9 protein-coding genes and 3 pseudogenes are annotated in these 12,669 nt (G+C 43.3%); 7 read left to right on the top strand and 5 right to left on the bottom strand.

The window, feature by feature from the left end; genetic code table 11:
• Nucleotides 1-81 precede the first annotated feature (81 nt).
• From namA to AU377_RS07095, 3 genes are all read left to right on the top strand, one after another.
• Nucleotides 82-1,104, top strand: coding sequence for an NADPH dehydrogenase NamA (gene namA, locus AU377_RS07105; protein WP_067406194.1), 1,023 nt, complete (start codon nt 82-84; stop codon nt 1,102-1,104).
• Between the two features lie 280 nt (nt 1,105-1,384).
• Nucleotides 1,385-2,866, top strand: a complete 1,482-nt coding sequence (locus AU377_RS07100) for an alkaline phosphatase family protein (protein ID WP_067406191.1) — start codon at nt 1,385-1,387, stop codon at nt 2,864-2,866.
• A gap of 128 nt (nt 2,867-2,994) precedes the next feature.
• Nucleotides 2,995-3,255, top strand: a complete 261-nt coding sequence (locus AU377_RS07095; protein WP_067406187.1) for an alpha/beta-type small acid-soluble spore protein — start codon at nt 2,995-2,997, stop codon at nt 3,253-3,255.
• 45 nt (nt 3,256-3,300) lie between these two features.
• Here the strand turns inward: AU377_RS07095 and splB are convergent, their stop codons facing one another.
• Complete coding sequence (gene splB / locus AU377_RS07090) at nt 3,301-4,329, bottom strand: spore photoproduct lyase (protein ID WP_067406184.1); 1,029 nt, start codon at nt 4,327-4,329, stop codon at nt 3,301-3,303.
• 195 nt (nt 4,330-4,524) lie between these two features.
• On the opposite strand from splB, the gene AU377_RS07085 reads away from it, so the two are divergent.
• The 3 genes and pseudogenes from AU377_RS07085 to AU377_RS15740 all read left to right on the top strand — a co-directional run.
• Nucleotides 4,525-5,940 carry a tyrosine phenol-lyase gene (locus AU377_RS07085; protein ID WP_067406180.1) on the top strand — a complete coding sequence of 472 codons (1,416 nt, stop codon included), beginning with the start codon at nt 4,525-4,527 and terminating at the stop codon, nt 5,938-5,940.
• 156 nt (nt 5,941-6,096) lie between these two features.
• Nucleotides 6,097-6,756, top strand: a complete 660-nt coding sequence (locus AU377_RS07080) for a ribonuclease H family protein (protein WP_067406177.1) — start codon at nt 6,097-6,099, stop codon at nt 6,754-6,756.
• Between the two features lie 16 nt (nt 6,757-6,772).
• Nucleotides 6,773-6,871, top strand: a pseudogene (locus AU377_RS15740) (antibiotic biosynthesis monooxygenase); the annotation flags it as partial.
• A gap of 64 nt (nt 6,872-6,935) precedes the next feature.
• On the opposite strand, the gene AU377_RS07075 reads toward AU377_RS15740, so the two are convergent.
• A complete protein-coding gene (locus AU377_RS07075; protein WP_067406174.1) occupies nt 6,936-9,047 on the bottom strand; it encodes a bifunctional diguanylate cyclase/phosphodiesterase in 2,112 nt (703 codons plus the stop codon).
• Nucleotides 9,048-9,599: 552 nt separating this feature from the next.
• Here AU377_RS07075 and AU377_RS07070 point away from each other — a divergent pair.
• Nucleotides 9,600-9,800: pseudogene (locus AU377_RS07070) on the top strand (IclR family transcriptional regulator C-terminal domain-containing protein); the annotation flags it as partial.
• 65 nt (nt 9,801-9,865) lie between these two features.
• On the opposite strand, the gene AU377_RS07065 reads toward AU377_RS07070, so the two are convergent.
• From AU377_RS07065 to AU377_RS15260, 3 genes and pseudogenes are all read right to left on the bottom strand, one after another.
• Complete coding sequence (locus AU377_RS07065; protein WP_067406168.1) at nt 9,866-10,846, bottom strand: biotin-dependent carboxyltransferase family protein; 981 nt, start codon at nt 10,844-10,846, stop codon at nt 9,866-9,868.
• On the bottom strand, nt 10,843-11,601 hold the full coding sequence (pxpB, locus tag AU377_RS07060; protein WP_253724414.1) for a 5-oxoprolinase subunit PxpB: 759 nt from the start codon (nt 11,599-11,601) through the stop codon (nt 10,843-10,845). The genes AU377_RS07065 and pxpB overlap by 4 nt, the downstream gene beginning before the upstream one ends.
• Before the next feature lie 135 nt (nt 11,602-11,736).
• Nucleotides 11,737-12,659, bottom strand: a pseudogene (locus AU377_RS15260) (RNA-guided endonuclease InsQ/TnpB family protein).
• Nucleotides 12,660-12,669: the final 10 nt, after the last annotated feature.

The raw sequence follows: 12,669 nt of genomic DNA, 5'->3' as shown, positions 1-12,669 counted from the left end.
GTTTGTTTGAAAACAGATCTTGTGTGAGCGACACTTCCCTTTGCTATACTAAAGTTTGTACTATTTAGGAGGGAAATGAACATGGCAAAGTTATTTGAACCGTTTACACTGCGCGGTGTCACATTTAACAACCGCATCGTCATGGCGCCGATGTGCATGTATTCTAGCAACGATGATGGCAAAGTACAAGATTGGCACAAGATTCATTACCCCACACGTGCAATTGGCGGTGTTGGTTTGATCATTGTTGAAGCAACGGGTGTGCAGCCGGAAGGGCGTATTTCTGCCCGAGATCTTGGCATTTGGGATGATAATCATATTGAAGGACTTAGTGAAGTCGTTCGTCTTGTGAAAGCGAATGGCGCCAAAATCGGCATCCAGCTTGCGCATGCCGGACGAAAAGCGACGGTCGATGGAACGATTTACGCACCTTCCGCGATTCCGTTCGATGCTAAATCGAAAACACCGACCGAAATGACGATCGATGATATCAAAACAACTGTACAAGCGTTTAAAGATGGTGCGATTCGAGCGAAAAAAGCCGGATTTGACGTCATTGAAATTCATGCGGCACACGGTTACTTATTGAATGAATTTCTATCCCCTTTATCCAATAAACGAACGGATGCATACGGAGGTTCGGCCGAAAATCGCTATCGAATCTTGCGTGAAGTATTGGATGAAGTACGGGCAGTTTGGGAGGGCCCCCTATTCGTTCGCATCTCCGCCCATGATTACACAGAAGGCGGCATGACAGCAGAAGACTATGTGGAAATGGCCGAGTGGATGAAAGAACAAACGGTTGATTTAATTGACGTCAGTTCCGGTGCAGTCGTCCCCGCGAAAATCGATGCCTATCCGGGTTACCAAGTACCTTTTTCGGAAACGATTAAACAGGGCGCATCGATCCCAACAGGTGCAGTTGGACTCATCACTTCCCCGCTTCACGCCGAGGAAATCGTCAAAAACGACCGTGCGGATCTTGTGTTTTTAGCGCGAGAATTACTCCGAAACCCGTATTGGCCTTATACGGCGGCAGTAGAACTAAAAGCAACTATTGAAGCGCCAGTACAATATGAACGAGGTTGGCATCTGCCTAGGTAATGGAAAGAATGCTAGTCATGTGATAGCGCAACAATTGGAAATTATGACAAATGAACAAGTCATTTCGGTCAGATAATGAAAACCCGATCCCCTTTGCCAGGGGGATCGGGTTTTTCGTGCCAGTCACCGAAAAAATCCCCTCGAGTTTATAAGGATCCATTCTTTATGATAGTAAAAGGACTTTTCTGTGCCCTCGAAGAAAGATTTTTCCAGAGTACAACAGTAGAAAAATGGGAAGTATAGAAAAAACAATACAGAAAATGCAATGAGGTTGAAAACTATGAGGAATAACCTACAATCGCCAAAACCAGTCATCTTGTTAAACATCGATTCTCTGATGTCTGAACCTTTGGAAATCGCTACTCAAACTGGACGTGCTCCTGCTTTAAAATTTCTGATGGAAAACGGTCAGTTTATTCCCAATATGGTCAGTTCGTTTCCGACGATGTCGGTAACGATCGATAGCAGTCTTTTGACAGGTACGTATGCTGATCAACACCATGTTCCGGGCTTAAACTGGTTTGATCACTCAAGAAAAGAAATTATTAATTATGGTACTGGTTTTCGTGAAACGTTTCGATTAGGTGTACGCCGATCGGTTCATAACATGCTTTACCGGCTAAACAACGAGCATTTAAGTAGTGATGTTTCTACAATTTATGAGGAGTTGGGTAACAGAGGAATCCCTTCCGCTTCTATTAATTCTTTTGTTTATCGCGGGAATACACCTAGGCGGTTACAGGTTCCTCGATTATTTAGTACATTGACTCGCTTCGAAAAGGGTAAATGGACAAGTCATACACCACCACTTTTCTCTCTAGGTCTTTTTTCCAAACTAAGACCGTGGGGATTCACATCGCAAATAGCTGCTGGAAATTATAAATATACTGCACGAGAGCTTCGAACTTTAATTCGTAAAAACAAACTCCCGGCGTTTACGTTTTGTATATTTCAAGATATGGACCTCCGCCTTCATTTCAAGGGCCCCAAAGATCTAAAGGGAATTACCCAAATTGACCGGGAAATCCAAAAAACATTGAATCTGTATCCATCTTGGGAAGAAGCGCTAAAACGGAATATATGGATGGTGATGGGAGACAATGGTCATTCTCCAACAGGTTCCAAGCACCGGGAATTTGCGATTGATTTGCGTAAACTACTTCAAACATATCGTATCGCCCGGATCGAGCGCCCAGTACGTAAGAAAGATCAGCTTGTTGTTTGTGTCAACCAGCGAATGGCTTATATTTACGTGCTGGATAAAAACCTTCCACTGTCTGCGATAATCGAACGCCTCAGAAATGATCGACGTTTGGATGTTATTGCCTGCAAGAAGGATGACTCAATTCGCATCGTATCTGGCATGCGCGAAGGTTCATTGACCTTTCGTCCAACCGGTGACTATCAGGATGTGTATGATCAAACATGGAGTATCGAAGGAAATCCGGAGCTTCTGGATTTGAAAGTGACGAGCGAGAAAAAGTTGTCTTACGGAGATTATCCAGATGCATTAGCTCGAGTTTATAGTGCATTACATTCTCATTCGGGTCGTTTTATCGTCGTGAATGCAAAGCCTGGCTATGAATTCAAAGCCCAATTAACACCGGCCCACCTTAGCGGCGCAGCACATGGTTCATTACACAGACAAGAGTCACTTGTACCGTTGGTGATTGCCGGAACGACCGAGCAACCAACCTATCCGCGACTTGTTGATATGAAGGAGTTTATACTTCGGATCTGTTCACAACAATATAGGCGGTAACAATTGGGCACCTATCCGGCAGAAAGAAGCGCCCTCCTTACTGTAAGTTGGTGCCAGTCACCTAGCACTTTTGTTTGAGTGAATACTCAAATTGCGGAAATACTACGTTTGAGAGGAGGAGATCAATCATGACTCAGAACGATCAATACAACGGTCGATACAGATCATCGGAGTGGCATGCGGCAATGAATCGTTTAAAAGTTGAAGTGTTCAACGCGCAAGGCAATGATGTAGATGACAATAAGAAGGTTGAAATTGCGCAGGAACTAGGGATCCCTCTTAAAAAAGGGTACAACGGTGAGCTGAAGGCAAAACAGGCTGGAAATATCGGCGGTAAAATGGTGAAAAAAATGGTAGGGATGGCGCAAACACAGTTAAAGAAGAAATAAATTGATTGATCCAAGCATATCCATTATCGATATGCTTGGATCTGATCATGTAAAATACTCAATCTTCGCATTCGGAAAGAATTTTTCTGTATAACCGAATAGCGTCTCCTTGATCTCGTCTTCTTCGTTTTTCTGGTAAATATATTTTCCAATTCCGTACTTGCCCCATTTATAACGTCTTTCTTCTTCATTCAACGCTAATTTCGTTTTCGGATAGTTTTTCTCAATAACTCTTTTCGCCGGTTTCGTAAAACGATGCTGAATGAATTCAAACGTAATATCTTCCCTTGCATCGTCAGGCAGTTCCTCATCGAGCCGCTCAAATAGATATCGGTAACCTTCTTGCCATCCTTCGTGAAGATAAATGGGGGCCACGATAAAGCCGAGCGGATAGCCGGCTCTTGCTACTTTTCCTGCTGCCTCAATCCGTTTCACTAATGGCGAGGTGCCTGGCTCAAAGTTTTTAATGACATAATCGGCATTGACACTGAATCGAAAACGGGTATGGCCGTTATGCGCCGCATCTAGCAAATGATCGACATGATGGAATTTCGTCACGAACCGCAGTCGTCCTAATTCGGTCTGTCCGAAATGGTTAATCGCCCGTTTCAACGTATGAGTCAGGTGATCGATTCCCACAATATCAGATGTACAAGCCGCTTCAAAACGAGTGATTTCTGGTGCGCGCTCTTCAATATACTTGTCAGCAGCGTCCAAAATTTCCTCCACGTTCACATACGTCCGGATATACGGCTTCGTTCCCATAGTGGTCTGTAAATAACAATAATGGCAGTGCCCCATACAGCCCGTCGCAAAAGGAATGGCATATTCTGCAGACGGTTTGGACGAATCGAATTTCAGCGTTTTTCGAATGCCCACAACTAATGTCGACTTTGCAATCCGGTATTTTTGTGCATCCGTCTCACCTGGCAAATCCCGAATTTGATTATGCGATGTCGTGAAGCGCGTTTCGATCCCCATCTTTTCAAACTTCTCTTTTAGTTCTTGGCCGAGCGGATAATCCAATGCATTCGGTTCAAAATAGACAAGCTGTGGTGTGAAGGGTTTTTTCATATGTGATTCCCCCATCTAAGCAATTACTGGTGTTCAATCCAGTCATCTTACGATAGCTTGTTTCAAGACTGATGAATTATGCGAGCCGAATCCATTCAACAAAGTTGAATTTTTTTATAAGGAGCCATGACGAAGTCGTAACACCCATCCCCCATCGATATAGTAATAATAAGAACGAATGAAAGGGATGGTGAAATGAAAAGGAGAACAGCAGAACCGTATAAAATTAAAAGCGTAGAACCCGTCGCGATGCTTTCGTATGAAGAAAGAAAACAATCACTTCAACAAGCCGGATACAATACATTCCTCATCGATTCAAAAGATGTGTATATCGATTTACTAACAGATAGCGGCACAACGGCAATGAGTGACGCACAATGGGGAGCGCTCATGACAGGCGACGAAGCGTATGCCGGAAGCAAAAGCTGGCGCAAGTTAGAAGAAGCAGTGCGAGATGTTTACGGCTTTCAATATGTCCTGCCGACACACCAAGGGCGCGGGGCGGAAAACATCTTATCTCAATTGAAAATAAAAAAAGGCGATGTCGTCCCTGGGAATATGTATTTCACAACAACACGTGCCCATCAGGAACTAAACGGCGCTACTTTTGTCGATATTATTATTGATGAAGCACATGACCCTACCATTGAACATCCGTTCAAAGGGAATGTTGATTTAATCAAATTGCAAAAGGTCATCGATGAAGTCGGTGCCGAAAACATTCCATATGTCTGCCTTGCCGTAACAGTGAATCTTGCGGGCGGACAGCCGGTCAGTATGCAAAATATGAAGCTAGTGTATGATCTTTGTAAAATACATGATATTGACGTGATGCTCGATGCGACGCGCTGCGTTGAAAATGCTTATTTCATTAAAGAACGAGAGGCTGGTTATGCCAATCGGTCCATTGCAGCGATTTTAAAAGAAATGATGTCGTACGCAGACGGCTGTACGATGAGCGGGAAAAAAGATTGCCTCGTTAATATCGGCGGTTTCCTTGCGATGAATGATGAAGAGTTATACATTCGGTCACGCGAGCTAGTGGTTGTGTATGAAGGCATGCCCTCTTACGGCGGTATGGCTGGACGTGATATGGAAGCGATGGCAATTGGAATTCGGGAATCGATCGATGATCATTATATTGAACACCGGATCGGCCAAGTTCGCCATCTCGGCGAGCAACTTATCGATGCGGGCATTCCAGTCGTGAAACCGATCGGAGGTCATGCTGTATTTTTGGATGCACGTGCATTCCTCCCCCACTTACGACAAGAAGAATTCCCAGCACAAGCGCTTGCCGCCGCCCTTTACTTAGATTCCGGTGTGCGCAGTATGGAACGCGGAATCGTTTCAGCCGGACGTAACAAAACAACGGGACAACATAATACACCTAATCTTGAACTCGTCCGTTTAACAATCCCCCGCCGCGTCTATACGAATAATCATATGGATGTTGTTGTGGACTCGATCGTCGACCTGTACAAAAAACGAGCATCGATTTGCGGACTGAAGATGGATTATGAACCGCCGACACTCCGCTTTTTCAACGCACGTTTTTCCCCACTTTCTGAAAATGGGGAGCTCATGAGCGAAACGAATCGGACGTCATAAGAGATCCAATGTGATGTTCTCGTACCATTTCGTGTTGTATGAGAACATCACACTTATGACACTCTCGTTTATGAGGATCAACTTTGGTTACACTCACTGTATACATACTGTATGGGAACAGGAAATGATATGGGTAGATGAATAGGAGGACTTGCGATGAAAATTCGGATCGAATGGACGTACAAAGCAAGAAACGGGGCGGAAGCTGCATTTTATGCTGATGAGATGCCAGCAGCGCAAGCGTTAATGCTGACAGAAGACATCGAGCGTACGGGACGCGCTAAACATGTGAAATTGATTGATCGATTAGACAACCTATGGACAGTTAAAGAGTTGAAGCGCTATTTGAAAGAAATCGATACCGAACCCCATCATATTACCGTCTATTTTGATGGCGGCTTCGACCTTGAAAGTAGTCATGCGGGTTTAGGGTGTGTCATTTATTATGAACAAAATGGTAAATCTTACAGATTGCGCCGGAATGCACATTCCACAGAACTGAAATCGAATAATGAGGCGGAATATGCAGCGCTCTACTTATGTCTGCAAGAGCTTGAACTGATGAACGTTCATCATTTGCCAGTTCTTTTCAAAGGGGACTCCCAAGTCGTGATCAATCAGCTAACCGGAGAATGGCCGACACTCGAAAACAATCTATCAGCATGGGCAGACCGTATTGAAGAAAAGATGAAAGAACATGGGATCCAACCAGAATACCAACTGATTGGGCGTAAATTAAATACAGAAGCAGATCGGCTGGCAACACAGTCATTAAATGGTGTTCCGATTACGGCTACGATTGAACTCGCAGATTAAACAGGCTCTTCCCCTATATGAGAAAGCGCATGCAAAACGAGGTACGTCGAGTGGGATTGACAAGCAATCAACTCTATTTCCTCGCCCCTCTTTTGTGACAACCTATCGCAACTAAAAAAGCATCCGAGCCTGTCAACAACGACTGCTCGGATGCTTTCTACTATTATTGAGGATACGTGCTAATTCAAACGATTCTGTAAGTATTTTTCAAAATCCTCACCTGACAACGGCTTGCTGAATAAATATCCTTGCCCCTGTTTACATCCGTCCTCATTTAAAATGGCAAGTTGATCCTTAGTTTCAATCCCCTCAGCTATCACATTCAGGCGGAGTGTCTTGGCAAGCGTTAAAACAGCCTTTACAATCGCTTGACTATGCTCGTTTTGGTCAATATCTTGAATAAATGACGAATCAATTTTAAGGGTGTCCACAGGAAGGTGCTTAATATAACTAAAAGAACTATACCCTGCCCCAAAATCATCAATGGAGATGGTAACCCCTAATGCTCTAATATTTTTCAGAAGCGTTGAAGCGTGTTCTACTTCCGCAAAAACGCTTTCCGTCACTTCGAGCTCAAGCCATTGAGGGTCTAATGCCGTATCTCGCAATACCTCTTCGACCACTTGAGGAATAGTAGGACATTCTAATTGCCTAACCGATAAATTAATCGATAACCTTAAAGGCGGGTACCCTTTCTGTTGCCACTCTTTATTCTGTTCACAGCCGCGGCGAAGAATCCATTCACCAAGCGGGAGGATCAATCCCGTTTCTTCTGCCAACGGAATAAACTTATTTGGTGGAATGCTGCCTAAATCAGGATGATCCCAACGCACAAGCGCCTCCATGCCTACTAATTCACCTTTTGAAAAATCAACTTTCGGTTGGTAAGCAAGATGAAACTGCTCGAGCTCAATGGCTTTTCTTAACTCGTTTTCCAACAAAGTTCGTTCCAGCGATTGCTTTTCCATTTCCGGATTAAAAAAGGCATACCCATTTCTACCCTGTTCTTTTACAACATACAAAGCAGTATCCGCTTTTGTTAATAGTTCATCCGCACTTTTTCCATCGTCAGGAAAAAAAGAAGCGCCAATACTGCAAGAAAGGGTATATTTGTGAGTTGAAATGTTGACGGGTTCTTCAAAATTCTTTTGTATTCTTTTGATAATGATCTCTATATTCTCTTGATTTGCATCCCCGCTTAATAGTACAGCAAACTCATCTCCACCTAATCTTCCGATGAAATCCGTAGAACGAAGGGAATTTTTAATACGCTGTGTTGCTTGGAGAAGAATATAATCTCCAGTATCATGTCCCCATGTATCATTAATGTATTTGAACCGATCCAGGTCAATAAACAAAACAGCAAGAGTCGTTGCCGATTTTTTTGCCTTCGCCACTTCATCCCTTAATCGCTTCATAAACAATCTGCGATTAGGCAAGTCCGTTAATGCATCATGATAAGCAAGATGATAAATCATCTGCTCAGATTGTTTACGCTCGGTAATATCTCGCGTCACAAGCACAAATCTATTGCTGTCCGATGCTTCATCGAACATTGCACTTGCTTTCGTTTCTACATCTATATAAGTTCCACTCTTCGTCCGCATCCGATAGTCGAATCGAATGGATTGTTTACGCCCCTTCACTAATTCTTCTAGCATTTGTGAAACCTCTTCCCTGTCATCTTCGTGTATCCAATGAAGTAATTGACTCGATTTCAATGACGCTTCCTCATGTCCTAAAAGAATTTGGTGCAAAGGTGATACATAGGTAAACTGACAGTCCGTATTAATGACCGAAATGAAGTCTGATGAATTTTCTGTAATTAAGCGATACATTTCTTCGCTTTTTTTGATCTCTTCTTCCATTTTCTTTCGACGCGTAATGTCGTTTCGAATGGCAATATATTGATAAGGCTTTCCAGTTTTATGTAAAAAAGGAACGATCGTTGAATCGACCCAATACAAAGATCCGTCTTTTGCGCGATTACAAATTTCTCCTCGCCATACTTTTCCTTTTCTAATGGTCGTCCACATGTCTTTAAAAAAATCATGAGAATGATAGTTGGAATTGATCATGCGATGATTTTGACCAATCAATTCCTCTTTTTGATATTTAGAAATCTCACAGAAGCGGTCGTTGACATATAAAATGACCCCTCTATCGTCCGTTATAGCTACAATAGAAGATTGGTCGAGTGCAAATTTAATATCAGCCAATTCTTTCAGTACTTTTTTCAAATGACCCTTTTCTTCTAACGTAGTTTGTTTCAGCATGTCATCATTTTTCATGTTCTCCCTCCTGCTTTCTTAACATTAGGTAGAAATAAATACACATAAAAACGAATAGGTCTGTTGGATTATTCGGACTTCGTCTATTCACTATCCATTTACTAATAATTCACACTACAATAGGAGAAAATCCCTACAATAATTTTAAACTACTACATAAAAGTTGTCTAGAAATCCAGTTTCTTCTAGTGATGGATTGGGATCAATCGCCGAGGCTTGGGCTAACAGGATGTTGGCTGGTTATGCAGCCGTTTGAACATCCACTGAATAGAGAATTTCAAATCGATTCTCCGCATGATTAATTGAATCCTCTCCAAAGTCTAACTTCGAAGTGTATAATGTAAGTACTAGTTTAAGAGGAAGATGGTCAATTGGGGTAATTTTGGACGAATCTGTGACGTATGTGCTACTGATGGGATTCCTTTTGGCGTTGTCAACTACAATGGGAAGGCAAACGCCTTCTTATTATATCGTACTAAACTAAAAGTGAAATAAAGTGAGGAACTCGTATGACGAATAAAAATAAAACAGTTGTCCGGTCATTAGATATTTTACACACTGAGCCATTCCGAATTGGAAAATCACACATCTGCGATCGCAGCACCCATTTTTAATCATCGTGGTGAGGTCATTGCGGGAATTAGTATCGCCGGCATCGAAGCTAATTATCATAATGACCGGATTCCGGAACTTGCAGCAAAAGTGATCGCAGCTGCCGAGGAAATATCGAACCGATTGGGCTATTTGCATTGATAAAAACCATCCCCTATTCTGCTTTCTGATCCGCGAATAGAGGATGGTTTTTATGTTAGGAACAGTTATGAAGTTACTAACTGAATGGCCATTTTGATTTCTTGAATGATCCGTTCATTTCTGATGAATGCTTTTTCGGCTTCTTCAAGCGATACTTCCTTGAATTGAATCGCTCCGCCCGGTCTCAACTGGGCCAAACTCGGTAAATCGGCGGTCATCACTTGACCGATTTTTGGATAGCCGCCTGTTGTTTGACGATCTGCCATTAAAATAATCGGTTGTCCATTCGGCGGAACTTGAATCGTCCCATATGTAACGCCTTCAGAAAGTAACTCAAATTCCTCACGCAGTGACAAAGCGGCGCCTTCCAGCCGTGAACCCATCCGGTCGGAATTCGTTGTTAGTGTATACGACTCAGTAAATAGCGCTTGCTGGCTTTTTTTCTCAAAGCGATCAAATTCGGTCCCTTTCAGTACACGAATAGTCTGTGTCTGTTCTACATTCAGAAGTGTATGATAATTAACAGACCAAGAGAGCGGATCCTTTAATTCACAGACAAGCGACTGACTGCGCGCGCCCATCTCGCCGCAATGGAAAATATCCCCTTTTTGCAATGCCCTTCCGTTGAACCCGCCAATCCCTGCACGCATATACGTACTTTTACTGCCCATGACTTTCGGTATATCGATGCCGCCTGCAAAAGCTACATATGCCCGGCATCCATGAACGGCATAGTCGAATGTCAAGACAGAACCTTCCCTGACAACGATCGGTCGCCACATCGGCGCACGTTCCCCGTCAATCGTTGCACGTAAATCCCCGCCCGTAATGGCAATGAGCCGATCCTGCTGAAACGCTAAGGACGTCCCCATTAATGTGACCTCGAGCGCCCCTTCGCCTTGTTCGTTTCCAACAAGTAAATTGGCGATTCGAAGAGAATAGGGATCCATCGCGCCGCTGGCAATGACGCCATATTGTTGTGAACCGAATCTCCCCAAATCTTGAATCGTTGTCAGTAAACCGGGATGAAGTACTTGAACGGTCATTCCATCTCCTCCTCGATTGTTCGATATTCTTCAAGGGAGATCGGAACAAACTTAATGTTATCGCCGGATTGCAATAAGGTCGGCGGTGACAGATGAGGAAGAAACAGTTTCTTTGGCGTGCGGCCGATAATTTGCCAGCCCCCAGGCGTCTCTAATGGATATACGCCCGTTTGTTTTCCTGCAATTCCGACCGATCCAGGAGCGATTGACAGCCGTGGTGTTTCTCTTCGCGGAGTGGCAATGGACTCGTTCATGCCGCCCATGAACGGAAAACCGGGCGCAAACCCTAGCATATAGACCAAATACTCGTTTTCTGTGTGAATCCGAATGACTTCGTCGGTGGACAAATCATGATACGCTGCTACATAGTCCAAATCAGGGCCAAATTCTCCTCCGTAGTAGACGGGAATCGTAATAATCCTGTCTTCAATGGACTGTGTCTCCCCCATTCGTTGCACTAACTCATTTATGAAAGCGCTCACTTTTTGAAATGGGGTGATCCCTTCTGCTCCAAATTGGGAAAGATAGACGATGTATGGATTGTAATGGACCGTAACGTTATTGTAAGCAGGTACAGATTCGACAAACCCTTCAAATGGATGCTCATGCAACAGAGTTGATAGCGCCTTCACCTGTTTATGAATCAAAGGGTCTATTCCATCCCCGAGTTGAACCATAAGCGCAGAATCCCCCAATGGTTTGATCGTCACTTGTGTATGATGCATTTTCATCCCAACAACTGCTACTAAAAACATAAAAAAACTGTCCTTTTTCTATGCCAGACCATTCCTGCTTCTTCGTACCCCGCCTCGCCAATATCCCGCTACTACGGTTGGTTTAGCACTCCACAGGCGTAAATTCGGATGTAGCCCACCCTATTAATACACATATTAATTTGTAGTAACGACCGTGTAGTCGTTCGTATATTTTAGATTTAAACTGGCATTGAAGTCTCGGTCCATCTCTAAACCGCAAACTGCGCAGGTGAACATGCGATCCGCAAGTGAGATGTCATGATTTTTTTCACCACAAGCCGAACAACGTTTTGTTGAAGGGAACCATCGATTGACGAGTCGGATTTCAATGCCGATCTCCAAACACTTCCCGATGAGCCATTCTCTAAACTGTTTAAAGTTTTGTGCGGCAATCGCTCTGGACAGGTGGCGATTTTTCATCATGCCTTTGACGTTTAAATCTTCGATGGCGATATAGGCCGGCTTGGTTTTCACCAGCACACTAACGACAAATCGAATATACTCTTTCCTGATATTGGCTATTCTGGCATGCAATTTTTGAACAACTAACCGTTGTTTCTGCCTGTTTTTAGCGCAGAATTCACCGTCCTTTCGATTTTTGTTTTGTTCATAACTTCTGCTTAATTTTCGTTGCTGGCGTTTTAATTGTTTTTCCAGTTGAATGATTCTTCGTTCTTTATTAATTGTTGGAAATACAAGATGGTTACTGCACACGGCGAAAGATCGGTCGGATTGTTTTTGGGGAAATAGGCTTTTACATCTTGATTCCGTTTCTTTTTGAAGCGTGGATATTTCGACTTTCCCTTAAAGAAATTCTTAAAAGCACGGTCCCCGTTCATAATCGATTGTTTGACGGCTTTGCTGGAAACCTTTTTAATCCATGGATCATTTTCCACTAGATGCACGTTGTTTAACCACTTTGAAAAGTCATAGCCGGACAAATGTTTTTTCATTTCTTTGTAGTGTTTTTGAGCCGTAACTAGATACAGATTGTAAACATACCTGCAAACGCCGATCGTTTGGTGTACTTTTTGTCGTTGCGCAGGCGTGAGGAGAATTTCAGTTTTA

The sequence above is a fragment of the Sporosarcina sp. HYO08 genome (genome assembly GCF_001563475.1).
Lineage (GTDB): Bacteria > Bacillota > Bacilli > Bacillales_A > Planococcaceae > Sporosarcina.
This window is presented reverse-complemented; position numbering and strand designations above follow the sequence as displayed.